This is a genomic window from Novosphingobium sp. GW821-FHT09E05 (assembly GCF_059416165.1).
The window spans coordinates 606178-631565 of sequence record NZ_JBWKOQ010000001.1 but is presented as its reverse complement, the minus strand read 5'-3'; the positions used below and the strand labels follow the sequence as shown (position 1 = coordinate 631565).

Annotated in this window: 22 protein-coding genes; 6 read left to right on the top strand and 16 right to left on the bottom strand. The window is 69.1% G+C overall.

Features of this window, described 5'->3' with window-relative positions:
• Window positions 1-161: 161 nt before the first annotated feature.
• From surE to AC07M9_RS02925, 3 genes are read left to right on the top strand one after another with little or no spacing between them, the layout of a single operon-like run.
• Window positions 162-926: a 5'/3'-nucleotidase SurE gene (gene surE / locus AC07M9_RS02935; protein ID WP_494881177.1), complete on the top strand. Its 765-nt coding sequence runs from the start codon at window positions 162-164 to the stop codon at window positions 924-926.
• Window positions 923-2029: a LysM peptidoglycan-binding domain-containing protein gene (locus AC07M9_RS02930; RefSeq protein ID WP_494881175.1), complete on the top strand. Its 1107-nt coding sequence runs from the start codon at window positions 923-925 to the stop codon at window positions 2027-2029. Before surE ends, AC07M9_RS02930 begins: the two co-directional genes overlap by 4 nt.
• A 2-nt stretch (window positions 2030-2031) precedes the next feature.
• A complete protein-coding gene (locus AC07M9_RS02925; protein WP_494881173.1) occupies window positions 2032-3072 on the top strand; it encodes a potassium channel family protein in 1041 nt (346 codons plus the stop codon).
• A 7-nt stretch (window positions 3073-3079) separates the two neighbouring features.
• Here AC07M9_RS02925 and AC07M9_RS02920 read toward each other — a convergent pair whose 3' ends face one another.
• Window positions 3080-3472, bottom strand: a complete 393-nt coding sequence (locus AC07M9_RS02920) for a DUF1761 domain-containing protein (protein WP_494881171.1) — start codon at window positions 3470-3472, stop codon at window positions 3080-3082.
• Between the two features lie 158 nt (window positions 3473-3630).
• On the opposite strand from AC07M9_RS02920, the gene rimO reads away from it, so the two are divergent.
• The 3 genes from rimO to AC07M9_RS02905 all read left to right on the top strand — a co-directional run bounded on the left by rimO (window position 3631) and on the right by AC07M9_RS02905 (window position 6977).
• Complete coding sequence (gene rimO, locus AC07M9_RS02915; protein WP_494881169.1) at window positions 3631-5013, top strand: 30S ribosomal protein S12 methylthiotransferase RimO; 1383 nt, start codon at window positions 3631-3633, stop codon at window positions 5011-5013.
• A gap of 643 nt (window positions 5014-5656) precedes the next feature.
• Entirely contained in the window at window positions 5657-6418 is a 762-nt protein-coding gene (locus AC07M9_RS02910; protein ID WP_494881167.1) for a competence/damage-inducible protein A, read from the top strand.
• Window positions 6408-6977: a hypothetical protein gene (locus tag AC07M9_RS02905; protein WP_494881165.1), complete on the top strand. Its 570-nt coding sequence runs from the start codon at window positions 6408-6410 to the stop codon at window positions 6975-6977. Before AC07M9_RS02910 ends, AC07M9_RS02905 begins: the two co-directional genes overlap by 11 nt.
• 106 nt (window positions 6978-7083) lie before the next feature.
• Here AC07M9_RS02905 and AC07M9_RS02900 read toward each other — a convergent pair whose 3' ends face one another.
• The 15 genes from AC07M9_RS02900 to AC07M9_RS02830 all read right to left on the bottom strand — a co-directional run bounded on the left by AC07M9_RS02900 (window position 7084) and on the right by AC07M9_RS02830 (window position 25384).
• Entirely contained in the window at window positions 7084-7932 is an 849-nt protein-coding gene (locus AC07M9_RS02900) for a TauD/TfdA dioxygenase family protein (RefSeq protein WP_494881163.1), read from the bottom strand.
• Between the two features lie 289 nt (window positions 7933-8221).
• Entirely contained in the window at window positions 8222-8731 is a 510-nt protein-coding gene (locus AC07M9_RS02895) for a type III secretion system chaperone family protein (RefSeq protein ID WP_494881162.1), read from the bottom strand.
• 181 nt (window positions 8732-8912) lie between these two features.
• Entirely contained in the window at window positions 8913-10886 is a 1974-nt protein-coding gene (locus tag AC07M9_RS02890; protein WP_494881160.1) for a tetratricopeptide repeat protein, read from the bottom strand.
• A gap of 124 nt (window positions 10887-11010) precedes the next feature.
• The gene (gene ftsZ / locus AC07M9_RS02885; RefSeq protein ID WP_494881158.1) at window positions 11011-12543 is read right to left on the bottom strand and encodes a cell division protein FtsZ; all 1533 of its coding nucleotides are present in this window, start codon (window positions 12541-12543) and stop codon (window positions 11011-11013) included.
• 341 nt (window positions 12544-12884) lie between these two features.
• Window positions 12885-14165: a cell division protein FtsA gene (gene ftsA, locus AC07M9_RS02880; protein WP_007682445.1), complete on the bottom strand. Its 1281-nt coding sequence runs from the start codon at window positions 14163-14165 to the stop codon at window positions 12885-12887.
• A gap of 16 nt (window positions 14166-14181) precedes the next feature.
• The gene (locus AC07M9_RS02875) at window positions 14182-15159 is read right to left on the bottom strand and encodes a cell division protein FtsQ/DivIB (RefSeq protein ID WP_494881157.1); all 978 of its coding nucleotides are present in this window, start codon (window positions 15157-15159) and stop codon (window positions 14182-14184) included.
• Window positions 15156-16118: a D-alanine--D-alanine ligase gene (locus AC07M9_RS02870; RefSeq protein WP_494881156.1), complete on the bottom strand. Its 963-nt coding sequence runs from the start codon at window positions 16116-16118 to the stop codon at window positions 15156-15158. Before AC07M9_RS02870 ends, AC07M9_RS02875 begins: the two co-directional genes overlap by 4 nt.
• Window positions 16115-16681: a DUF4262 domain-containing protein gene (locus AC07M9_RS02865; protein ID WP_494881155.1), complete on the bottom strand. Its 567-nt coding sequence runs from the start codon at window positions 16679-16681 to the stop codon at window positions 16115-16117. The genes AC07M9_RS02870 and AC07M9_RS02865 overlap by 4 nt, the downstream gene beginning before the upstream one ends.
• Window positions 16678-17574 carry a UDP-N-acetylmuramate dehydrogenase gene (gene murB, locus AC07M9_RS02860; RefSeq protein WP_494881153.1) on the bottom strand — a complete coding sequence of 299 codons (897 nt, stop codon included), beginning with the start codon at window positions 17572-17574 and terminating at the stop codon, window positions 16678-16680. Before murB ends, AC07M9_RS02865 begins: the two co-directional genes overlap by 4 nt.
• Entirely contained in the window at window positions 17571-18992 is a 1422-nt protein-coding gene (murC, locus tag AC07M9_RS02855) for a UDP-N-acetylmuramate--L-alanine ligase (RefSeq protein ID WP_494881152.1), read from the bottom strand. The genes murB and murC overlap by 4 nt, the downstream gene beginning before the upstream one ends.
• Entirely contained in the window at window positions 18989-20248 is a 1260-nt protein-coding gene (gene murG, locus AC07M9_RS02850; RefSeq protein WP_494881151.1) for an undecaprenyldiphospho-muramoylpentapeptide beta-N-acetylglucosaminyltransferase, read from the bottom strand. The genes murC and murG overlap by 4 nt, the downstream gene beginning before the upstream one ends.
• On the bottom strand, window positions 20245-21447 hold the full coding sequence (locus tag AC07M9_RS02845; protein ID WP_494881149.1) for an FtsW/RodA/SpoVE family cell cycle protein: 1203 nt from the start codon (window positions 21445-21447) through the stop codon (window positions 20245-20247). The genes murG and AC07M9_RS02845 overlap by 4 nt, the downstream gene beginning before the upstream one ends.
• A complete protein-coding gene (gene murD / locus AC07M9_RS02840) occupies window positions 21447-22802 on the bottom strand; it encodes a UDP-N-acetylmuramoyl-L-alanine--D-glutamate ligase (protein ID WP_494881148.1) in 1356 nt (451 codons plus the stop codon). The genes AC07M9_RS02845 and murD overlap by 1 nt, the downstream gene beginning before the upstream one ends.
• 13 nt (window positions 22803-22815) lie before the next feature.
• Window positions 22816-23886 (bottom strand): phospho-N-acetylmuramoyl-pentapeptide-transferase, encoded by a 1071-nt coding sequence (mraY, locus tag AC07M9_RS02835; protein ID WP_494881146.1) that lies wholly within the window; start codon window positions 23884-23886, stop codon window positions 22816-22818.
• 16 nt (window positions 23887-23902) lie between these two features.
• Complete coding sequence (locus AC07M9_RS02830) at window positions 23903-25384, bottom strand: UDP-N-acetylmuramoyl-tripeptide--D-alanyl-D-alanine ligase (RefSeq protein ID WP_494881145.1); 1482 nt, start codon at window positions 25382-25384, stop codon at window positions 23903-23905.
• Between the last annotated feature and the right edge of the window lie 4 nt (window positions 25385-25388).

Genomic DNA, 25388 nt, shown 5'->3' with positions numbered 1-25388 from the left:
GCGGGGATGACGGGATGTTGGGGAAGCAACAGGACTTAGAGGCGACGGATTTACGCATTCGCCGCCAGCGGTCCGGCTCGAACGGACCGAATTGAGACGATCGCCGGATCAACCGGGCTTTCCCATAGCCCCGCCCCTACGCTTATGGTTAAAGGCAAGTCATGCGCATCCTCCTCACCAACGACGACGGCATCAATGCTCCCGGCCTTTATGTGCTGGAGAAGATCGCCGCCCAGCTTTCCGACGACATCTGGATCTGCGCGCCGAGCGAGGAACAGTCGGGTGCGGGGCACTCGCTGACCCTCACCCGCCCGGTCCGCATGCGCCAGCATGCCGAGCGCCGCTTCTCGGTGACGGGAACGCCGACCGATTCGGTGACGATGGGGCTCAAGAAGGTCCTGCCCGGACCGCCCGACCTGATCCTCTCGGGCGTCAACCGCGGCGCCAACCTCGGCGACGACGTGACCTATTCGGGCACGGTATCCGCCGCGCTGGAAGGCGCGCTGGCCGGCATCCGCTCGATCTCGCTGAGCCAGGTCTATTCGAAGGAAGGCCTCGGCGACGGGGTCAGCTTCGCGGCGGCCGAGGAATGGGGCGCCAAAGTCCTGCGCCCGCTGCTCGACCAGCCGTTCGCGCCGCGCACGCTGGTCAACGTCAACTTCCCGCCGCTCGCCGCCGACGCGGTGAAGGGCATCCGCGTGGTGCGGCAGGGCTTCCACGACTACGCGCGCGGATCGGTGGTCGAGGGCATGGACCCGCGCGGCTTCCCGTACTTCTGGTTCGGGCTGCACGGGATCGAGCACACCCCAGGCCACGCCACCGATCTCGAGGCGATCGCCGAAGGCTACATCTCGGTGACCCCGCTGCAGCTCGACCTCACCCACGACGCCTCGCTGAAGGCGATGGCCGAGCGCTACGGCCAGTGAAGCACGCGCTCGCCCTCGCCGCTTTGCTGGCGGCCACGCCCGCCCTCGCCGCCCCGCCGGCGGAGGAGAACGTCCACGTCGTCACCGCGGGCGAGACGCTGGGCGGCATCGCCAACCGCGCCGGGGTCTCGGCTGCCGCCATCGCCAGAGCCAACGGGCTCAAGGAACCCTACGGCGTGCGCATCGGCCAGAAGCTGACGATCCCCCGTGAACCCAGGGTCGCCGCCAAGCCGCCTGCCGCCCCCAGTCCGGCAACGCCCTCCCCCGACACCTCGGCGCGCAAGGCCGCGACGACGGCCGCCCGGGTGATCGAGGCGCGTACGCCGCCCAAGTCCGCCGCCGACAGCCCGGAAACCGAGACGTCGCACAAGGTGCTCGAGGGAGAGACGCTGGGCGGAATCGCCGCGCGCACCAAGGTGCCGCGCGTGCTGATCGCCGAGGCCAATGGGCTGCAGCCGCCCTTCGACGTCCGCGCCGGCCAGACCCTGCGCATCCCGCGCACCCGCCACCACGCCGTCAGGGCCGGGGACACCGGTTTTTCCATCGCGATGGACTATGCGGTGCCGTGGGAGCAGATCGCGCTCGCCAACAATCTCGATCCCGCCGCCCCGGTCAGGGCAGGGCAGGACCTGCTGATCCCCACCCTGCTCGACCCGCCGACGACCGGGCCGAAAACGATCGCCCCCGCTCCCGGCCCCATCGCGGCGCCGACCAAAACCAGGGCCCCCCGCTTCGCCTGGCCGCTGACCGGCCCGGTGCGGCGCGGCTACGACGCGGCGGGCGGCAAATACCACGACGGCCTCGACATCACCGCGCCCAAGGGCACGATGGTGCGCGCCGCCGCCCCCGGCACCGTAACCTTCGCGGGCAGGGAAAAGGACCAGTTCGGCAACCTCGTCGTGCTCGACCACGGCGGCGGCTGGTTCACCGCCTACGGCTTCCTCAGCCGCGTGACCGTCAAGCAAGGCGCGCATGTCTCCGCCGGGGAGCGCGTCGGGCTGGTCGGCGATACCGGGCAGACCAAGCGCTCCGAACTGCACTTCGAGGTCCGGCAGGACGGCAAGCCCGTCGACCCGCTGGGCGAGCTGCCCAAGGCGCCGTGACCATGCGGCGTTCGCCCCCGGTGCTGGCCAAGCCGCTGAAGCGGGCGGTGGCGCTGCCGGTCTGGGCGGACCTCGGGCTGCGGCTCGGCGGCGCCTTCGCGCTCGTGTTCTTCGTCGTGCTGATCCACTGGATCGACCGCGACGGGCTCAAGGACACGCACGACGGCACCGTCAGCTTCCTCGACGTCTTCTATTTCACGATGATCTCGATCACCACCACCGGCTTTGGCGACATCGCCCCGGTCAGCGACAAGTCGCGTCTGATCGAGGCGGTGATCGTCACCCCCATCCGCTTCGCGGTGATCTTCATCTTCGTGGGCACCGCCTACAACTTCATCATCAAACGCAGCTGGGAGACGTGGCGCATGAAGCGCATCCAGGAACGCCTCGCCGATCACATCGTCGTGCTGGGCTACGGCGTCAGCGGGCAGGAAGCCGTGCAGGAGCTGATCGCGCGCGGCACCGAGGCGTCGTGCATCGTCGTCATCGACCCCTCCTCCGCCCGGCTCAGGCTGGCCGAGCAGTCCGGCTGCAACGTGCTGGAAGGCGACGCCACCCGCGACGAGACGCTGGGGGCGGTGCGCATCGGCCTCGCGCGCTCGATCCTGATTTCCGCGGGACGCGACGACACCACGATCCTGATCGTGCTCACCGCGCGCCACATGGCGCCGGGCGTGCCGATCACCGCGGTCGTGCGCGCGGACGACAACGAACTGCTCGCCCGGCAGGCGGGCGCCGACAACGTCATCAACCCGGTGCGCTTCACCGGCCTGCTGCTGGCGGGTTCGGCCGAGGGTCAGCACATCGCCGAATACATGTCCGACCTCGCCTCGGTCGGCGGGCGGGTCCAGCTGGTCGAGCGGCCGGTCGCGCCCGACGAGATCGGCAAGCCGCTCGACCAGATCGGCACCGGCAAGGGCGTGCGCATCTACCGCGGCAAGCGGGCGATCGGCTTCTGGGAGCCCGAGGCGCATGTCCTCGAAGCGGGCGACGTCATCGTCGAGGTCGCCGCGACCGAGGCCCGGGAAGGCCGCACCGGCTGACCGGCCCTCAGGACAGGACCCAGAACACCAGCCCCATCGCGAGATAGGCGACCAGCCAGAACAGGCAGTCCACCACCCGCCGCGCCGGCTCGGCGCGGTTGCGGACGTGGGTCAGCCAGACCGAGGGGATGACGAAGGCGATGGCGACGCCGCCGGTCTGCATGAAGTAGAGCCAGGGCTTCACCGCCAGCGTCTCCGCCCCGATGCGCGCGAACATGTGGCCCAGCATCACCGAGCTGATGAGGAACACGATCCCGACCACCGCGTAATTGCCCGCGCGCTGCGAATTGCCGGGAAGCAGCTGGCGCCCGGTGCGGAACAGCGGACCATGCCAGACCATCCCTATCGCCAATGCCAGCGCCGCGGCGAGGATCACCGCCAGCCAGTTCACAGGACCCATCGCGACACCCCCTCTTGTGTTCAATTGCGACATGTCTTGCAGCCCCCGTGGGGTTAGGCAAGCAGCGGCCGTAGCTGCAATCGATTCGCAGGCGAGCCCTGGCGATTCGCTTTTTCGTGACTCCTGCGCCCAATGCGCGTATCGGCGCGGCCAATCCCATGGCTATAGAAATCCCCCACCCGCCCAAGGTCGGCATGGTCAGCCTCGGCTGCCCCAAGGCGCTCGTCGATTCCGAGCGTATCCTCACGCGCCTGCGTGCCGACGGCTACACCATGAGCGCGGATTATTCCGGCGCCGACGTGGTCCTCGTCAACACCTGCGGTTTCCTGGATTCCGCCAAGGAGGAAAGCCTCGCCGCCATCGGCGAGGCGATCGCCGAGAACGGGCGCGTCATCGTCACCGGCTGCATGGGCAACGAGGCCGACGTGATCCGCGCGCGTTTCCCGCAGGTCCTCGCGGTCACCGGCGCGCACCAGTACGAGGCGGTCGTCGAGGCCGTCCACGAGGCCGCGCCGCCCGAGCTTTCGCCTTACGTGGACCTGATCCCGCAGGCCTATGACGAGGCCGGCGTTAAGCTGACGCCGCGCCACTACAGCTACCTCAAGATTTCCGAGGGCTGCAACCACGCCTGCTCGTTCTGCATCATCCCGAGCCTGCGCGGCAAGCTCGCCAGCCGGCGGATCGACGCGGTGCTGCGCGAGGCGGAGAAGCTGGTCCAGGCCGGCACCCGCGAGCTTCTGGTCATCAGCCAGGACACCTCGGCCTACGGTGTCGACGTGCGCCACGAAGAGCGGACCTGGAAGGACCACGCGGTCCGCACCCACATGACCGACCTCGCGCGCGAACTCGGCCAGTTGTCCGATTCGCAAGGCCGCCGGCCCTGGGTGCGCCTGCACTACGTCTACCCGTACCCCCACGTCGACGCGGTGATCCCGCTGATGGCCGAGGGCCTGCTGACGCCCTACCTCGACATTCCCTTCCAGCACGCCGCCCCGTCGGTTCTGAAGGCGATGAAGCGCCCGGCCAACGAGGCCAAGGTGCTCGATCGCATCCACAAGTGGCGCGAGATCTGCCCGGACATCGCGATCCGCTCCAGCTTCGTCGTCGGCTTCCCCGGCGAGACCGAGGCCGACTTCCAGTACCTGCTCGACTGGCTCGATGAAGCGCAGCTCGACCGCGTCGGCGCGTTCCGCTTCGAACAGGTCGAGGGCGCGGCCGCCAACCTGCTGCCCGGCCATGTGCCCGAAGAGGTCAAGGAAGAGCGCTACGCCCGGATCATGGAAAAGACCGCCGCGATCAGCGCCGCCAAGCTCCAGGCCAAGGTCGGCCGGCGCCTCGACGTCATCATCGACGAAATCGGCGAAGCGGACGAGGACGGCGACATTGGCGCCACCGGCCGCTCGCAGGCCGATGCGCCCGAGATCGACGGCAACGTCTTCCTGCGCAACGTCGGCCCGGCGCTGCAAGTCGGTGATATCGTTGAAGTTCTGGTTGAGGATGCAGACGAGCACGATCTCTACGGAGCGCTCACGCGAGGCTGATATTGCTGCGAGTTGCAGTCCTTGCAACCGGTGTGCGTTTTTCGGCATTTGCGGGAATCGGGCGGTCCGATCATACGGAACGGGCCTTTCAGGCATCCTCTCCCAAAACTTTTCAAGGGCTGGTCTTCGGACCGGCCCTTTTTTTCGTCCACAGCACGCGCGGTCCTCTCTGTTGCGAAGCAATGGGGAGCGGCAGTTGCGAACCGGCTGACGGAGGGTCGCCGCCGCTCCACCACCGACTGCGTCGGCGGGCCCCTCCCCATCGTTTCGCGAGAGCGACGGCGAGGCCGCCGAAACAGCCCCGTCCCCCGTCGCCCCGCGCAAGCGGGAGTCCCGCTTCTTGTTCGGCGCGAATGGCAAAGCACGGGCGCAATGCCGGCCTGAGCGGGCTCGACGAAGGAAACGAGCCCGAGGTACCGGCCACGCAACGAACAGGTTGCACCAAACGCAATGTTGCTCAAACTTTTCGCATTTGCAGCATAAGCCGCGCTCATACATAAAGACGGTGCCTTTCAGGCATCCTCTCCCAAAACTTTCATAGGGCTGGTCTTCGGACCGGCCCTTCTTTTTTTGTCCGCCGGACGCGCGATGGGGGGCGCCGGTCCCCTAGCCGCGGGCGCGCAATTGTCCTAGCGATGCGGGCATGGCCAGTTCCGCGCGAATCTTCACCGCCGCCCTCGTCGTCATCGGCGACGAGATCCTGTCCGGTCGCACCCACGACAAGAACATCGCCCAGGTCGCCACCTGGCTACAGGTGCAGAGCATCCGCCTGCGCGAAGTGCGCGTGGTCGCCGACGACCCCGACGCCATCGTAGAGGCGGTGAACACGCTGCGCGCGCGCAACGACTACCTGTTCACCACCGGCGGCATCGGCCCGACCCACGACGACATCACCGTCGACGCGATCTCCCAGGCGCTCGGCGTGCCCGTCATCGTCCATCCCGAGGCGCGCGCGATCCTGGAGGCCTACTACGAGACGCGCGGCGGCCTCACCGAGGCGCGCCTGCGCATGGCCCGCACGCCCGAGGGCGCGAGCCTGATCCCCAACCGCTACACCGGCGCGCCGGGCATCCGCTACGAGAACGTCTTCATCATGGCCGGCGTGCCCAGCATCACCGCCGGCATGCTCGACGCGCTCTCGGGGGAGCTGGAGGGCGGCTCGCCGCTGCTGTCCGAGACGGTCGGCTGCTGGGTCGGCGAGAGCGAGGTCGCCGACCTCCTGCGCGAAACCGAGAAGGCGTTCGAAAGCTGCCAGATCGGCTCCTACCCGTTCTGGGCCGAGGGGCGCACCGGCGCCAACTTCGTGATCCGCTCGGTCAGCGCAGAGGACCTCGCCGCCTGCACCCGCGCGCTGGTCGAAGGGCTGGCGGCGATCGACCGGCCGGCGGTGCCGGGTGGCATCTGAACTGCTTGCCGCGCTCGCGCTGATGGCCACCCCCGTGCCTCCCGCCCCTGCCCTTGCGGCGGCTCCAACGCTCGAGGAATTCGAAGCGGTCCTGCGCCGCCACGACAGCGCCACGCTGGCGCTCGAGGAATGGTGCGCCTTGCGCGGGATGGCCGACCCGGCGCGCGTCACGGCGCGGACGATAAGCGCGACAAGCGACGAATCGGCCGCCAAGATCCGCGACAAGCTGGCACTCGCCCCCGACGAAGCCTTTGCCATGCGCCACGTGCAACTCAGCTGCGGCGCAAGGGTGCTCTCGGTGGCGTGGAACTGGTTCGTGCCTGCGCGCCTGACGCCGGAGATGCAGGACGCGCTGCGGCTGAGCGAGGCGCCGTTCGGCAAGGTCGTCGCGCCGCTGCGTTTCCGCCGCGTGCCGCTCTCGATCGTGGCCGGCCCGGCGGACAATTGCCCCGCCGACACCATATCCACCCACCGCGCGATGCTGGTACTGCCCGACGGGCGGCCACTGGCCTATCTCGTCGAGTGCTATACCGCCGCGAACCTGGCGCCGCTGGGCTGAGCCGCCCGGGCAACGCGGCGGCGTTGTACCGGAAGCCAACTCCGTCGCCCTCGCGAATGCGGGGACGACGGGGCCGGGTTTAGGGCTTGAGGAAGCGGCGACCGCCTCAGGCCGCCACCGCCTCGCTGCCTGCAATCGAGGTGCGGTGCATCATGCGGCCGGTCGACTTGTCGTAGGGGATGGCGCGGTGCATGGCGCCGGTGTTGTCCCATATCACGAAGTCGCCCTTGGTCCACTTGTGGCGCAGCGAGTAGGCGGGCTGAGCGGCCCACTCCTGCAAACGGATCAGCATGGCGCGGCCGGCGGGCACTTCCATGCCGACGATGTGGTCGGCGGTGGTGCCGATGACCATCGACTTGCGGCCGGACTCGTGGGTCCAGACCATCGGGTGCTCCTTGATGAGGCCGATGCCCAGCACCTTCTCGCGGTGCTTCTCGGGAATGGCGTCGGCGATCGGCGAGAGGCTGGCGCGCACCGAATGCACGGCCTTGAGGCCGTCGAGCGCCTGCTTCTCTTCCTCGGGCAGCCCTTCGTAGGCGGCATAAGTGCTGGCAAACTCGGTCTCGCCGCCGATGGCCGGGGCGATGCGGCAGGACAGCAGCGTGGCGAACGGCGGCGGCATGTCGACGGTGATGCCGTCCATGTGCCAGAAGAAGGTGCCGAGCACGTATTCGGGCTGCGGGTTGATCTTCTCGTCCAGCGTGACCTGGTAGATGTCGTCGTCGCCGGTCTGTACGTTGTTACGCGCGGTCAGGCGGATCTTCTCGCCCATCGCGTTGGTAATGGCGAGCTGCTCGGCGTCGGTCAGGTCCACCTGCGGGAAGACGAGCACGGTGCGCTCCTCAACCTTGGCGCGAATCGCCTTGGCCGCTTCGGGCGTGAACAGGTCGGCGCGGTCGTCCCAGATCACGCGCGAGCCTATGAATTCCTTGATGTTTTCGAAACGGATAGCCATTTGGCCGCCTCTCCCGGAGGTGTTGCTGAACATGTGTACAGCACGGCGGATACACCGGAATCGAACGGTCGTAAATGGGCATGGGCATCGCCGTGGCGGACGTGCGCGGGCGCGCCGGCCCATCGCCCCCAGGCAGGGCGGCGACCGTTGGGAGGGCAAGGGAGGGTCTGATCGGAGCGCGCCAACGCCAGGGAGGCGTTGTGCCGCAAGGGTGCCCCAAGGGCCTGCCTGCGCGCGGAAGACAGGCTATCGCCGCGGGCTCATTCCCGCGCGGGAGGGGCCGGCCTGCTCAGGCTTCCCCGGCGGCGTCGACCATCGCGGCGGTCAGCGCTTCGGCGGGGGTCTTGTCGCCCCAGAGGATGAACTGGAACACCGGATAGAAGCGGTCGCATTCCTCGATCGCAGCTTCGACGACCATCTGCGCCTGGCCCGGGCCGAGCAGTCCGTCGGGGCCGAGCATCAGTCCGTGCCGGTACAGCACCACGCCGCCGTTCGACCAGACGTCGAAATGGCCCAGCCAGAGCTGCTCGTTGATGAGCGCGAGCGCTTCGTGGACGGCGGCGCGCTTGGCGTCGGCGATGCGGATGTCGGGCAGGCACAGCAGTTGCAGGACCCGGTCCTCCGGACGCCAGATCGCCTGCAGCTGGTAGCTCGCCCAGGCGCCTTTCACCTCCGCCGAGATCTCGTCCTCGCCCGAATACTCGAACGGCCAGTCACGCGCCTCGAACAGCGCGGCAAGCATCTCGACAGGCGCGGCCTCGTCGTCGTCGCGGTCGATATCGTCCTGAACGGTCCTCATAATCTGTGACATCAACCCTCCGCGAATACGATGCATGGATGCTGCCAGCGGGCGGGAAAGCACAATCCGGGACCCCGCGATCGCCTGCGCATAACTGCACAAGCCTGTTCACAGCGTGTGGATAAGAATGAACACCCGTTAACACAGCGCCCGGCCCGGCGCCAGTGGAGGCCGGGATGCCCTATCTGCCCGGCAGCGTGTCCACCACCTGACCGGCGGGACTGGTCCACGGCAGCGCGCCGGAGAAGCCCTGCTTCCTGGCATCGGCAAGGAACGCCGCGGCTGCCTTCTGCGTCGCGAAGGGCCCGACGAGGATGCGGTTGGTGCGGCCCATGTCGCTGATATAGGGCTGGCGCCCCTTGAACAGCGCAGGGGTTTCGCGATTGTAGCGGCGCCAGTCGAAGGCGATCGCGTCCTTGTCGCGCCCGACCCCGATCTGCACCCAGATCCGGCTGGGGTGCGCGGGAGGAGCGGGCTTCTTCGCCTTGGCCTTGGCGTCGGCCGCCGCCTTGGCTTCGGCCGCCTTGCCCTTCGCATCCCTGGCCTTGGCATCGGCCAGCTTGGTCTTCGGATCGACGGGCCGCCCCTTCGCGTCTTTCCCCGTCGCATCGGCAGGCCCGGCGTCGGCCAGCTTGGGCTCCTCCACCTTGGGGGCAACGCGCGAGGGAGGCGGGGCCGGCGTGATCGTCCGGATGTCCACCGCGCCCGAGGCCGGCACGGCTACCAAGACCGGCTTGCCCAGATCGGCGAAGATATCGGACAACGAGCGCTGCGTGGGGCCAGGTGTCGGCGGAGCCGAGGCAGAGGACACGGTAGTCGCTGGAGCAGGAACGGGCGTGGGCGTGGGCGCCGGGGTTGGCTGGGCGGGCGCCGACATGCGCCCGAGATCGAAGCCCGGCGCAGGCGCGTTCGCCGCCGGCAAGGCCGCCGCCTGCGCAGACCGGCCCGGTGCCGTGACCGGCGAGGACGTGGGAAGTGCGACCGGGGCCGGAGACGCGGCGCTCGGCGTCTCGACCACGGGCGCCAGTTCGGTGCGCCGGCCGACCGGCGGCAGTTCGCCGGTGTCGCGCTCGATCGTCGGCTTCACCTCGGGCGGAGCAACGCGGTCCGGGTCGGCGGCCGCCAGGATAACCGAGCGGGCCGCCGTCTGGCTGGTTTCGCTCGTGCCGGTGCGGGCCCGGGTCGTGGCGGGCTTCGCGGCCCGGGCTGCCCGGTCGCGCTCCGCCCTGGTCGGTCCCGCCCTGGCAACGCGGGTGCCGCCCAGCGGCTGGCCCTTGGGAATGAGGCCGCTGCCTGCCGCCGCCGCGCTCGGCGGGGCGTAAGCGGCGATACGGGCATCGTCGCGGCCGACCTCGGAGGCGCGCGGGAAGCGCCCGAGGTTCGCCGCCGCGGCCTGCTGCGCGCGGGTCAGTCGCGGCATGTACCGCAGGTAAGGCGCAATGTTTTCCGCGAGCGGCCCCGGCAGGATCTTCTGCGCGACATCGACCGCTTCGTTGGTGTCGCCCGCGATCGCCAGCGTGAAGGCGCGGGTACGCCAACCCGGCTTATCCCGTTTGTTGAGCAGCGGCAGCAGGGTCGCATAAGCAGCGTCGCGCTGGCCGTCGATCGCCTGGCTGACGGCGAGCCGCGTGCGCAGTTCGTCGGCCTGCGCGCCGATCGCCGTGGCCAATGCCAGGGCGTACTGGCGCTGCGCCGCGGCGTTATCGCCAACGAGGTCGTAAGCGAGGCCGCGATCGGCGGAGATCAGTACGGGGGCGGCGCCGGCCTTCTCGGCGGCATCGAAAAAGGGAATGGCGCTGACCGGATCGCCGCTGAGCGCGAAGGCGCTGCCAAGCCCGGCCTTGACCCTGCCGTTCCCCGGGCTGACCTCGTCGGCGCGGCGATAGAAGCCGATCGCGGCGTCGAAGTCCTGCAGTGCGCGCGCGGCGTCTCCCGCTTCGATCAGCGCCGCGACATCACGGGGATTGCGGCCGATCGTGGCGAGCGCGGCGGCGAGACGCTTGCTGTCCGCGCTGGGCAGCGCCTGGACGACCGGGCGCGAAACCACCGGAGCGCCCTGCGCCGATGCTGCGGGCGACCATGCCAGCGCACAGCCCATGCCCGCTCCCGCCAGCAACCGCGATACCAAGTGATCCACCCGCAAGTCCTTCGTCATGCCTGGCGCGCCCTGCCGGACGCACCCGCGCGCCTTTGCACCCGGCCCGATGAACCGCAAGCGAACGCGGCCGGACGCCCGTCACCCCGCCGAGCGAAGCGGAACGCGGCGCCGGTCCGGCATCCTACTGGTTGTTCTGCCGGCCGAGGAAGCGCGGGATGCTGATCGAGCCGGCATCGCCGTCGTCGTCATCGCCGGTCGGCTCGGCACCCGGACGGGGGCGCGAAAGGCTGGTCATGCGTTCGAACAGCGTGCTGCCACCCCCGGCGGCCGGCTTGGGGCGCGGCGCGGCGGGTGCCTGGGCGGCGGGCTGCACCGGCGGCTGGACCTGTCCGCCGTCGAGCCGCAGTTCGTCCTGCGCGCGGGGGCGCGGGGCTGCCGGCGCGGGCACCGGCTCGGCCTGGGCGTCGAGACCCAGTTCCAGCGGTTCGCTGTAGCTGCCGCGCAGGCCGCCGAAGCCGCCCGCGTTGCCGGTCGCGGGTTCGTGCGTTTCGTCTTCCGCACCGAGTTCGAGTTCCGCAGCGGGCTCGTAGGGCTCGGGCGCCGCCACGAAGGGCGCGGGTTCGGCCTGGCGGACAGGCGCCTGGACCGGTGCGGGCTGGTAGGACGACGGGGTCTGCAGCGCCGGGCGCACCGGGCCGCGCGAGGAACCCAGGTTCATCGGGCGCGAGGCGATCTCGGCCATCTCGGTGGTCTGCTCGATGCCGGTGGCGACGACCGAGACGCGGATCTTGCCCTGCAGGTCCGGGTTGAACGCCGAGCCCCAGATGATGTTGGCGTCGGGATCGACCAGCTCACGGATGTGGTTCGCGGCCTCGTCGACTTCGAGCAGCTTCATGTCGTCGCCGCCGATGATCGAGATGATGACGCCCTTGGCGCCCTGCATCGACACACCGTCGAGCAGCGGGTTCGCTATCGCGCGTTCCGCAGCTTCGAGAGCGCGGTTCGGGCCTTCGCCCTCGCCGGTGCCCATCATCGCCTTGCCCATCTCGCCCATGACCGAACGGACGTCCGCGAAGTCGAGGTTGATGAGGCCCGGCATGATCATCAGGTCGGTGATCGAGCGCACGCCCTGCTGGAGCACTTCGTCGGCGAGGCTGAAGGCTTCCTTGAAGGTGGTGTCGGCCTTGGCGACCAGGAACAGGTTCTGGTTCGGGATGACGATCAGGGTATCGACGTGCTTCTGCAGCTCCTCGATCCCGGCGTCGGCGGCGCGCATGCGTCGCGTGCCTTCGAACATGAACGGCTTGGAAACCACGCCGACCGTCAGCACGCCCTTGGCGCGCGCGGCTTCGGCGATGATCGGGGCCGCACCCGTGCCGGTGCCGCCGCCCATGCCGGCCGCGATGAAGACCATGTGGACGCCGTCGAGCAGGCGCTCCAGTTCCTCGAGCGTTTCCTCGGCCGCCGCGCGGCCCACTTCGGGGCGGGCGCCCGCGCCAAGGCCCTGCGTGATGTCGGGACCGAGCTGGATGCGGGTCTCGGCGATCGAGTTGTTGAGCGCCTGCGCGTCGGTGTTGGCGACGACGAAGTCCACGCCTTCGATCTGCGCCTGGATCATGTTGGCGATGGCATTGCCGCCCGCCCCGCCCACGCCGATCACGACGATGCGCGGGCGCAGCTCTTCGATCGACGGGGGTCCGATGTTAATGCTCATTACGCTCTCCTGGCAGGCACGTGCGCGAAGAAAAATTATTGACTTGCCTGATGGCATGCTTCGAGTCGTCGAAGCAAAGCATCATAAACCGTTGTCCACAGCCAAAGCCGCCAATTCCGCCACGTCGTCCGCGCCCATCGCCCGGTTTGCACGGCTGGGCTCGGGGGCGGCCGAGGCGCCGACACAGCCTAACTGCAAATGCCCGCGACCCTATCAAGCCGTCGCCCCCGCGAAGGCGGGGGTCCCGCTTTATTCGCGGCGTCGAAAGAACAAGCGTCGTCCCCGCCTGCGCGGGGACGACGGGACATAGGGTTCGACATGCCCGACGCCCGGACACTCGCTCAGAAATACTCGCGCAGCGCTTGATACACCCGCCCGACCGTGCCCATGCCGCCCAGCTTGACGGTGCGCGCGTTGTTTCTCCCGAGCGCACGGATGTCGACCGGATCGGCGGCGGCGTAGAGCACCAGCCCCGCCAGCGTCGAGAAGCCCGGCTTGACGTGCGCTTCGGCCAGCCCCGCCAGCTGCGCGACGCGGCCGATGCGCACCGGCTTGCCGATCGCGGCCTGCGCATAGTCGGCAAGGCCCACCAGCTCCGCGCCGCCGCCGGTGAAGACCACCTGCTTGCCGCGCTGACCGGTGAAGCGCATCGTCTTAAGCGCCTTGTTGATCTCCTCCATCAGCGAGCCGAGCTGGCCGGTGATGACGCCGATCAGCTCGGCGCGCGGGATGCGGTTCTTATCGTCGGCGTGGCGGGCGATCGGGCCGGTGCCTTCCTCGCCGGGCGCGTTGACCGGGATCATCTCGCGGTGGTCGGTCGGGTTGGCGATGGCCGAGCCGTTGACGCACTTCAGACGCTCGGCCTGGAAGCGGCGGATGCCGAAGGCCGAGGCGATGGCGTCGGTGATGTCGGCCGAGCCCATCGGGATCGCCATCATGTCCTTGAGCATGCCCTGCTCGTAGATCGCGACATTGGTGACCTCGCCGCCGAACTCGACGAGCGCGACGCCGAGGTCCCGCTCCTCGGGCGAGAGGCAGGCATGGCCCGCCGCGATGGGCGAGCCGACCACCGCCTCTACCTCGAGATGCGCGCTCTGGACCGCCTCGGTCAGGTTGCGGATCGGCGCGCCGTCGGCGAGCATGATGTGGATATCGACGCCCAGGCGCTCGGCATGGAGACCCTTGGGGTTGCCGACGCCGTGCGCACCGTCGAGCCGGTACTGGGCGGGCTGGGCGTGGAGCACCATGCGCCCGTCGGGCTGGATGACGTCGCGCGCGGAGATGAGCAGCTGGTCGATGTCCTCCTGCTCGATGCGGCGGCCGCCGATCTCGGCATCGAACTGGTCGATGCGGCTCGCGAGCCCGGCGCCGGAGCAGCCGATCCACACCTTCTGGACGGCGGTGTCGGCCATCTTCTCGGCGCGGTCGATGGCGTCGCGCACGGCGTAGGTGGCGGCGGCCATGTCCGTGACGTAGCCGCGCTTGATGCCTTGGCTGGCGCGGTGGCCGGAGCCGAGCACGACCATGTCGCCCACCTCGTTGATCCCCGCGACGATCGCGGAAATGCGGAAGGAGCCGATGTTGACCGCGCCGAAGACGCGGGTGATGCGCTGCGTGGGCATTAGCGTGATCCCCTCATCACTGATCTTCCGTTACGGCGGCCGGTGCGGCCGCAGTCGCGGCGCTTTCGGCCGCGGCGGTATGCGGCACCGAGCCTGCCTTGAGCGCCAGTTCCTGCCCGTCCTGTTCGGGCACGCGCATATAGATGCGGTCGCTGGCGCGCATGTCGAAGGCGGTGACCTTGCCGCCGAGTAGGCGGTTGGTGCCGTCGAGCCGCGCGAACGTGACCAGTGCCCCGGCGGACTCGCGGTCGCCCTCGGGCAGCGCGAGGACCTGGCCGGACTTGAAGGTCAGGTTCCAGCGGCGATTGCCGATCCACTCCGCCTCGGCGACACGCGGTTTCAGCGCGGGCGCGGCTTCCAGCAGGTGCCCGAGCGTGACGACCTGCTGCCCGGCACCGGGGCCCGAGACGATGAGCTTGCCGCTGACCTGCTTGCGGCTGACCGCCTCCAGTTCGTGCCCGGTCTCGTCGATCAGCATGAAGCGGTCGGCCTTGCGCAGCACCGCGTGGGGTTCGCGCTCGACGATGTCGATCACCAGCGTGTCGGGCAGCTGGCGCGAGACGCGCGCGTCCTTGACCCACGACAGGCCGAGCAGGTCCTCGCGCAGCGCCGCGATATCGACGAGCGGCATCGCCCGGTCGCGCTCGGCCAGCGCCTTTTCGTAGACCTTGAGTTCGTTGATGTTCCTGACGCCGCGCACCTCGACACGCTTGACCTCGAAGCCGGTCTGGCCCGCGACCAGCGCCATCTGCTTGCCCGCCAGCCCCGGAAGCCCGGCAAACGAGGCGACCACGCAGGCGAGCGCGACCGCCCCGCCCAGGATCAGGACGAGGAAGATCTTCTGTAGCTGCGCCTCGGTGAAGGGCAGCCAGCCCATCGCCGTGTCGAGCGCCGAGCCGGTGCGGGCCTTGGCCGCGCGGACCTTGCGCTGCGTGCCGTGGGCGGCGGCGGCCTTGCGGGCGGTGGTGCCCTTGCGCCGGATCGTCTGGCTCATTTGGCACCCGCTTTCGCCCTGGCCTTTTCGGCGTCGGCGAGCGCTTCGGCGATGATCGCCTCGACGAGTTCAGGATAGTCCATGCCGCAGGCGCGCGCCTGTTCGGGGACGAGGCTGAGCGGGGTCATGCCCGGCTGGGTGTTGACCTCCAGCAGGAACAGGCCCTCGATCCCCTGCGTGTCGTCCCAGCGGAAGTCGGCGCGGCTGGTGCCCTTGCAGCCGAGCAGCTGGTGCGAGCGCAGCGCAAGGTCCTTGCAGGCCTGGGCGATCTCGTCGGGGATTTCGGCGGGGCAGACGTGCTCGGTCATGCCGTCGGTGTACTTGGAATCGAAGTCGTAGAAGCCCGCCTTGACCTTGAGTTCCGTCACCAGCAGCGCGCGGTCCCCGATCACGGCGGTCGTCAGTTCGCGTCCCCGGATGTAAGGCTCGGCCAGAAGTTCGTCGAATTCCTGCCACGGCCCCTTCACATCCGGCGCGATCGGGTTGCCGTAGTTGCCCTCGGCGGTGACGATGGCGACGCCGACCGACGAGCCTTCGTTGACGGGTTTCAGCACGTAGGGGCGCGCCAGCGGGTCGCGCTCGAAGATCTCGGCGCACTTGACCACGCGCCCGCCGGGCATCGGGATGCCATGGGGGACGAGCGCCTGCTTGGTCAGTTCCTTGTCGATGGCGATCACCGAGGTGGCGAGGCCGGAATGGGTGTAGGTGAGGCCCATCAGGTCCATCATGCCCTGCACCGTGCCGTCCTCTCCCGGCGTGCCGTGGAGCGCGTTGAACACCACGTCCGGCTTCGCCTCCGCCAGGCGCAGCGCCACGTCGCGGTCCATGTCGATGCGCGTGACCTTGTGGCCCTTGCCCTCGAGCGCCCTGGCCACGCCCTCGCCGCTCATCAGCGAGACCGGGCGTTCGCTCGACCAGCCGCCCATCAGGACCGCGACGTGGATTTTAGGCAGGCTCATGAATTCAGACTCGTTCTGTAAAGCGGGGTTTGCAGGTCGCGGACGATCTCGGAGCAGCCCTTGTCCCACGGGAACAGGCCGTCGTCGACGCCGGGCCAGACCAGTTGCATGGCGCGGGTGAGTTCGTGGCCGGTCTCGTGCTCGGCGAACCAGATCGCGGAATTGAAGTAGTATGGCACGATGCACTCGGGCTCGACTTCGCGCAGGACGCAGCGGTGGCCCTTGAGCAGTCCGTCGATTTCCTTCCAGTCCTCCAGCACCAGCCCCTCGCGGCACATGTCGAGGAGGCCGTTGATGACGGCGGCGGAAAGCTCGGTCGAGAAGCCGAAGACGATCACCTCGGGCTGCTTCACGGTCTTCGGGAAACCGACCGAGTAGGCGAAACGCTCGTCGCCTTCGTCCTCGTCGTCGTCCACGAACTCGCTGTCGATCTCGTCGTCGAAATCATCCTCGTCGTCCATGCCGTCGGGCGGCGAGACCACGGTGATGTGGCAGCCGAATTCGCCGATGTTATCGAGAATCTGCTGTTCGTGGCCAGTGACGTCCCAGTCCTCGTCCCTCATGGCCTCAGGCCCACGCGCTGGATTTCCCACTCCAGTTCGACGCCCGAGCGGTCCTTCACGCGGCGGCGCACTTCCTCGCCAAGGTCCTCGATCTGGGTACTGGTAGCGTCGCCGGTGTTGAGCAGGAAGTTGGTGTGCTTCTCACTGACCTGCGCCCCGCCGAGCTGCAGGCCGCGGCATCCGGCCTCGTCGACCAGTTGCCAGGCCTTGTGGCCCTCGGGGTTCTTGAAGGTCGAGCCGCCGGTCTTCGAGCGCAGCGGCTGCGACGCCTCGCGCGCGGCGGAGATGCGGTCCATCTCGGCCTGGATATCGGCGGGCTCGCCGGGGCGGCCCTTAAAGCGCGCGGAGACGACGACCGCGCCTTCGGGCAGTTCGGAATGGCGGTAGGTGTAGCCGAGGTCGGCGCTCGCCAGCGTCACCAGTTCGCCCGAGCGCAGCACCACGTCGCAGTCCACGAGGATGTCCCTGACCTCGCCGCCATAGGCGCCGCCGTTCATGCGCACGAACCCGCCGACGGTGCCGGGGATCGAGCGCAGGAACTCGATCCCCGCGACGCCCGCATCGCGCGCGGTGGAGGAGACGAGGATACCGCTAGCGCCCCCGCCGCAGGTCAGCGTCACGCCCTCGGCAGCGACTTTGGCGAAGGCCTTGCCCAGCCGGATCACCACGCCCGAAACGCCGCCGTCGCGCACGATCATGTTGGAGCCCAGCCCCAGCGCCATGACGGGCACCGACGGGTCGAGCTGCGCCAGGAAGTCCTGCAGGTCGGCAAGGTCCTTGGGCTCGAACAGCCACTGCGCATGACCGCCGGCCTTGAACCAGACCAGCGGCGCGAGCGGCGCATTTGCCGTCAGCTTGCCGCGAACGGCGGGGAGGCTGGCGGCCTCGCTCACGCGGTCCTCCGCGCCTTGATCGCCTCGGCCAGACCGGCCGCCCACCTGGTGATGTCGCCCGCGCCCAGGCACACGACCATGTCGCCCGGCAGGACGGTCTCGGCGAGCACGTCGGCCAGCGCGTCGGAGCCGCCTATGACCTGCGCCGAGCGGTGGCCGCGCGCCTTCATACCGGCGACCATCTCGGCGCTGTCGACGCCCTCGATCGGCTGTTCGCCGGCGGCGTAGACCGGCGCGGCATAGACCACATCGGCGTCGTTGAAAGCGCCCTGGAAGTCCTCCATGTGGTCGCGCAGCCGGGTGAAGCGGTGCGGCTGGACCACCGCGATGACGCGGCCCTTCACGCCCTCGCGCGCGGCGGCGAGCACGGCCCGGATCTCGACCGGGTGGTGGCCGTAATCGTCGATCACGGTGACGATGCCGCCGTCCAGCGCGACTTCGCCGACGTTGGTGAAGCGGCGCTTGACGCCCTTGAACTTGGAGAAGCCGCCCTGGATGCACGAATCCGAGCAGCCCATCTCCGCCGCCACGCCCACGGCAGCGAGCGCGTTCTGGACGTTGTGGCGGCCGGGCATCGGCAGTTCGATCCCCTCGATCCGGCGGAACGAGCCGTCGCGCTGGCGCAGCGCCACATCGAAGCGGTTGCCGCCGGGGATCGGGGTGACGTTCTCGCCCCGGATGTCGGCCTGTGCGGAGAAGCCGTAGGTCACCACGCGGCGGTCGCGCACCTTGGGGATGATCGCCTGGACTTCGGGATGGTCGATGCACAGCAGTGCGGCGCCGTAGAACGGCACGTTCTCGATGAACTCGACGAACGAGTCCTTGATCCGCTCGAACGAGCCGTAGTGGTCGAGGTGCTCGGGATCGATGTTGGTCACGATGGCGATGGTGCCGTCGAGGCGCAGGAACGAGCCGTCGCTCTCGTCGGCTTCGACCACCATCCAGTCCGAGGCGCCGAGGCGCGCGTTCGAACCGTAGGAATTGATGATGCCGCCGTTGATGACGGTCGGATCGATCCCGCCCGCATCGAGCAGCGCGGCGACCATCGAGGTCGTCGTCGTCTTGCCGTGGGTGCCGGCCACCGCGACGGTGTTCTTGAGGCGCATCAGCTCGGCCAGCATCTCGGCGCGGCGGACCACGGGGATGCGGTGCTCGAGCGCGTAGACGACTTCCGGGTTGTCGCGCTTCACCGCCGTGGAGGTGACGACGACCGCCGCACCCTCGACGTTCTGCGCGACCTGCCCGATCATGACCTTGATCCCGCGTTCGCGCAGGCCCTCGACCACGTAGCCCTCGGCGATGTCGGAGCCCTGCACCGAGTAGCCGAGGTTGTGCATGACCTCCGCGATGCCGGACATGCCGATGCCGCCGATGCCGACGAAGTGGATCGTCCCGATCTCGGTGCCGACGCCCTTCACTGCGCGGACTCCATCGCCAGCGCTTCGCCGCCCTGCGGCGCCGCGGCCTTCTCCATCCGGATCACGTCCATGATCGGCGCGGCGCCGAAGCTTTCGACAAGGTCGGCGAGGTCCTTCGCGGCATTCGGGTAGCCGCAGTTCCACGCCGCGTGGGCGGCATTCGCCAGCGTGGCGGGATGCTGGGCGATGGCCTGGATCTGCAGGCACAGGTCCTTGGCCATCTGCTGGTGGATGTCCGCCTGCGTGCTGAGCAGCGCATTGCGCTTGTCGCCCTTGTAGGCGTCGGGATCCTCGGTGGTGATCGCCGGCTGGCGGATGACGCGCGCGCCGCCCGCCGCAACGATCTCGCGCGCGTTGGCAGTCTGGTGGTCGTCGGTCGCATAGGGCAGCGGGATCAGGATCGCGGGGCGGCCGACGCCGGTCAGCTCCGCGATCGTCGAGGCGCCCGAGCGGCCGATGAACAGGTGGGCGCCGGCGAGCCGGTCGGCCATGTCCTCGAAATAGGTGGCGAGTTCGGCGGGGATGCCGTGCGCGGCGTAGCGCTGGCGCACGCCCTCGATATCCTCCGGGCGGCACTGCTGGATGACCTGCAGGCGCGAGCGCAGCGCCGGGGGCAGCATGGCGAGCCCTTCGGGAACGACCTGCGAAAGCACCCGCGCGCCCTGGCTGCCGCCGGTGACGAGGATGCGCAAAAGACTGTCCTCCGAGAACTCGGGGAACGGCTGGTCGCGCAGGGTCAGCACGTCCTCGCGCACGGGGTTGCCGACGAGCGTGACCTTGCCTTCCAGCGCCGGGTCGAGCCGGTCGGTCTTCGCGCTCGAGGTCGCGATGGCGTCGACCTTCTTCGCGAAATAGCGGTTCACGCGGCCAAGCACCGCGTTCTGCTCGTGCAGCACGGTCGGCAACTTCGCAGAGCGCGCGGCGAGCAGGGTCGGAAGCGCCGGGTAGCCGCCGAAGCCGACGACGGCGGTGGGTTGGAAGGTGTCGAACAGGCGCAGCGCCATGCGGCGGCCGGCGATCACGCCCCTGAGGCCCTTGATCCAGCCGATCGGGTTGCGGCCCGCGATGCGCCCCGGCGGCAGGATATGGGCGGGTAGGTAGTCGGGCTTGCCGGGAATCGCGGCGCCGCGCTCGTCGGTCACCAGTGCGACGTGGTGGCCGCGCGCATGCAGTTCGGCGGCGAGCGCGAAGGCGGGTATGAGGTGTCCGCCCGTCCCGCCTGCGGCGAGGACATAGTGGCGGGAAACCAGGCTCATGGATGGATATCTCCGATAGCGCGGAGCGAGAACTTCTCGCGCTTGATGAACGGATTGCGCCGGGTGACGGCGAGCAGCAGGCCCATCGAGAGGCACATCGCCACGGTGGACGAGCCGCCGTAGCTGATGAGCGGCAGGGTCATGCCTTTGGACGGGAACAGCTGCAGGTTGACGAGGATGTTGATGAACGCCTGGCCCCCGAATTGCGCGGCGAAGCCCGAGGCGGCGAGAACGGTGAACAGGTCCTCCTCCTCCACCAGCCGCAGGATCACGCGGGTCAGGATCGCGAGGTAGAGCATCACGATGATCATGCAGGCGAGCAGCCCGAATTCCTCGCCGATGACCGAGAAGATGTAGTCGGTATGCGCCTCGGGGAGCGCCAGCTTGCGCGTGCCCATCCAGAAGCCGAGCCCGGTCCAGCCGCCGTTGAGGATGGTGCGCTGGGCAAGGTCCACCTGGTCGAACGCGGTGCCGCCGAACAGGAAGTTGTCGATGCGGTTGCGGCCGTTGTCATAGGTGAAATACATCAGGACCAGCCCCGCGAGCCCCGCCCCGAAGAACATGCCGATGCGCTTGAGATCGATCCCCGAAAGCAGGATCAGCACCAGGAAGGCGCCCGAGAACAGCATCGTCGAGCCGAAGTCGGGCTGGAGCATCAGGAGCGCGGCCAGCAGGCCCATCAGGCCGAAGCAGATGCCCACGACCGGGATGCCGGGGTCGCGCGCGCGCCACGAGAGGATCCAGGCGAGCAGGATCGGGAAGCCGCACTTGAGGAACTCGGACGGCTGCAGCGAGATGCCGAAGCGCAGCCAGCGCTTGGCGCCGTTCACTTCCGAGCCGACCAGCGGCACCAGGATCAGCGCGAAGAGCATCGCACCCGCCAGCAGGATGCCGAGGCGCCGCGCGCTGTCCTTGCTCAGCGTCGAAGCCCAGAACATCGCGATCAGGCCGAGAATCTGCCAGCGCATGTGGAGATAGAAGAAGTGGAGCTGCGGCAGCTTCTCCGCCGTCGTCGACAGGCGCCGCGCGCTTGCGGGCGAGCCTGCCGCCACCGCCACCGCGCCGATCGCCATCAGGATCAGCACGAGCACCAGCGTCGGCCGGTCGATTTCCTGCCACCAGATCGCGAGCTGGCCGCGCCGGCTGCGGCTGTAGCGCTGCGACGAGGCGGCGCCGGTGTTCGGGGCAATGGTCGCCATCAGCGCGGGCCCTCCTGCTCGCCATGCAGTTCGAGCAGGGCCTCGACGATCTGGCGGAAGGCAAGGCCGCGCGCCTCGTAGTCACGGAACTGGTCGAAGCTGGCGCAGGCGGGCGACAGCATGACGACGTCGCCGGGCTTCGCGGCGGCCATCGCCTCGCGGATCGCCTCGGCCATCATCTCGGAATTGTGGACCGGCATGTGCGGCGCCAGGATCTCGGCGAAGCGCGGGCCGGCATCGCCGATGGTGTAGGCGGCGGCGATGTTGCCGAAGAACGGCGCGCATTCGTCGAGGTTGTCGCCCTTGGGGAGCCCGCCGAGGATCCAGTGGATGCGCGGGGTCGGCTCGGGCGGGAAGGCGGCGATGGCCGGCGCCGTGGAGGCCGGGTTCGTCGCCTTGCTGTCGTTGATGTAGGTGACGCCGCCCGATTCCGCGACGCGCTCCATGCGGTGCGGGAGCCCGCTAAAGGTGCGCAGGGCCTTGCGCCACTGCGCCTTCTTGATCCCGAGCGCCTCGACGATGCCGATGGCGACGGCGGCGTTCTGGAGGTTGTGTGGGCCCTGCAGCGAAGGCCATTCCGACTGGAGCGGCTGCAACTCGGCCCCGTCCACCATGCGCACGAGGCCCGTCGCGCGGCGCGCCGCCTCGATGTGGCCGATCGCCCTGGTCTCGCGGTCGCCGGTGCCGAAGATGGCGCTGCGGCCCGCGCCCTGCATCTCGAACAGGCGCTGCTTGGACGCGGCATAGGCCTCGAACCCCTCGTAGCGGTCGAGGTGGTCGGGGGTGATGTTGAGGAGCGCCGTCACGTCGCAGTCGAGGCTGTAGGTGAGGTCGATCTGGTAGCTCGACAGTTCGAGCACATAGACGCCGCCAGCCGGCAGCGGGTCCTCGCCGAGCACCGGCACGCCGATGTTGCCGCCGACCTGCGAAGGCACCGCCGCACACTCGAGCAGGTGGTGGACAAGCGAGGTCGTGGTCGACTTGCCGTTGGTGCCGGTGATGCCGACGACGCGGTGCGCGGGCAGGTCGGCCCTGGCGAGCGCGAAGAGTTCGATGTCGCCGATCACCGGCACGCCGGCGCGCGCGGCGGCTTCGGCGATGGGGTGGCGGTTGAGCGGGATGCCGGGCGAGACGACGACGCCGTCATAGCCCGTCAGGTCGGCCGTCACCGGGTCGGCCAGTTCGACCTTGCCGCAGTCGGTCCATTCGCAGAGCATCTGGCGCGCCTCGTCCCGGCTGTCCCAGGCCATGACCTGGGCCCCGCTCCCCACCAGCGTGGCGACGGCGGTCAGCCCCGAGCGGGCGAGCCCGAGGACCGCGTAGCGCTTGCCGGCGAAGACGGGGGAGACGATCATGCCCCGGCGCCCCTCAACGCAGTTTCAGGGTGGAAAGGCCGATCACGGCGAGCACGATCGAGATGATCCAGAAGCGGATCACGACGGTCGATTCCTTCCAGCCCTTCTGCTCGAAATGGTGGTGGATCGGCGCCATGCGGAAGACGCGGCGGCCGGTGCGCTTGAACCAGAACACCTGGATGATGACCGACACCGCCTCCAGCACGAACAGGCCGCCGACGATGGCGAGCACGATCTCGTGGTGCGCGGCAACGGCGATGCAGCCGAGCGCCCCGCCCAGCGCGAGGCTGCCGGTATCGCCCATGAAGACGGCGGCGGGCGGCGCGTTGAACCACAGGAAGGCGAGCCCCGCCCCCATGATCCCGGCGCAGAAGATCGCCAGCTCACCCGCGCGCGGCACGTGCGGGATGCCCAGATACGTCGCATAATCGACGCGCCCGGCGAGGTAGCAGATGATCGCGAACGTGCCCGCCGCGATGATGACGGGCATCGTCGCGAGGCCGTCGAGCCCGTCGGTGAGGTTCACCGCATTGCCCGCGCCGACGATCACCACGGCGGCAAAGACGTAGTAAAGCGGCCCCAGCGGGATGTACCGGCCCGACAGGAATGGCACGTAGAGGTTGGTGTTGAGCTGGCTGACGATGATGTACGAGGCGATGCCCGCGACGATGAATTCGAGCAGCAGGCGCACCTTGCTCGACAGGCCAGCGTGGTGGCGCTTGGTCACCTTGTCGTAGTCGTCGAGGAAGCCGATCACGCCGAATCCGACCGTCACGGCGAGGCACGCCCAGACGAACGGGTTGGTCATGTCCATGAACAGGAACATGGTCAGCACCAGCGAGGTCAGGATCATCAGCCCGCCCATCGTGGGGGTGCCACGCTTGGCGAGGTGGCTCTGCGGACCGTCCTCCCGGATGGGCTGGCCCTTGCCCTGGCGGATTCGCAGCATGTTGATGAACTTGGGACCGATGATCAGGCCGATCACCAGCGCCGTCATCAGCGCCGCGCCCGAACGGAACGTCTGGTAGCGGAAGAGGTTGGCAAGTCCCTCGTAGTGGAACAAATCTGCGATGAGATACAACATCTTGTGGGCTTTCGCCCTACCCTTCCTGCTTGCTGAGCGCCGTCACAAGGGCCGCGAGACCTACCGAATTCGAGCCCTTGACGAGGATGGCATCATCCCGCCGGAGCCCGAATGCGCGCAAGGTTTCGACAGCTTCCCGCACACTCGGGCAATGCGCGAAGGGCACGGCTTTGCCAACCTCCGGGCCCTGTGATTTCCCCAATTCCTCGGCCAAAGCACCCATCTCCTCGCCAACCAGCACCGCGTAGTCCACCGGGACCTCGCGGATCGGCCCGGCGAGCGCGGCGTGGTAGTCCGGGCCGTGGCTGCCCAGCTCCTTCATCGCGCCCAGCACCGCGATCCGGCGCTGCGCCGGGGTGCGACCGAGCTGCGCGAGCGTGGCCCTCATCGAGGCGGGGTTGGCGTTGTAGCTTTCGTCGATCAGCAGCGCCTTGCGGCGGCCCTGGTCATCGGGCTCGCCGCCCTCGACGTCGATCTCCAGCCGCGCGCCCCGCCCGGCCATGCCGCCCATCTCCGCGAGCGCGACGCCGGCGGCACCGAGGTCGCCCTTGACGGCACGGACGGCCGCCATGACGGCGAGCGAGTTGATGACCTGGTGCTCGCCCGGGGCGGCGACGGTGTAGCACACCCGCCGGTCGCCCATGTCGACGGTGACGAGCGAGCCGCCGCCGATCGCGGCAACCGTGTCGAGCAGGCGCACGTCGGCGTCGGCGGCCTTGCCGAACGCGACGACCTGCGCCCCGCAGGCCAGCGCCGCTTCGCGGAGGGCGCCGTAGTGCGGGCTGTCGATCGGGATGACGGCGGTGCCGCCCGCCTCCAGGCCTTCGAATATCTCGGCCTTGGCGCGGGCGATCGCTTCTTCCGAGCCCAGCATCTCGATGTGGGCGGGCGCGATCGTGGTGATGACGGCGACGTTCGGCCGGACCTGCCGGGTCAGCGCGGCGATCTCGCCCGCGTGGTTCATGCCCATCTCGAACACGCCGAAACGGGCGCGGCCGGGCATCCGGGCAAGGCTGAGGGGCACGCCGACATGATTGTTGTAGCTCTTGACAGAGCGGTGCGCGTCGCCCCTGCTGGAGCGGTCGAGCGCGGTGAAGATCATCTCCTTCACGCCGGTCTTGCCGACCGAGCCGGTCACGCCGATCACCGGACCGCGAGCCCGCATGCGGGCGGCCGCGCCGAGGCGTTCCAGCGCGTCCATGGTGTCGGCGACGAGGATGTGCGGGCCATCGACCGGGCGGTCCACCACGACGGCGGCCGCGCCCTTGGCGAAGGCCATCTCGACGAAGCGGTGGCCATCCATGGCCTCGCCCTTGAGCGCAAAGAACAGGTCGCCGGGCTGGACGTCGCGGCTGTCGATCTCGACGCCGGACACGGTGAAGTCCGCGCTGGCGGTACCCCTGACGGCGCGGGCGATGGAGATCGCGTCCCACAGGACCTGCAGGTTCTCCTCTGCCGGGTCGAGCGGCCAATCGAGAATCCGGGCAACAGCTACCATGCGT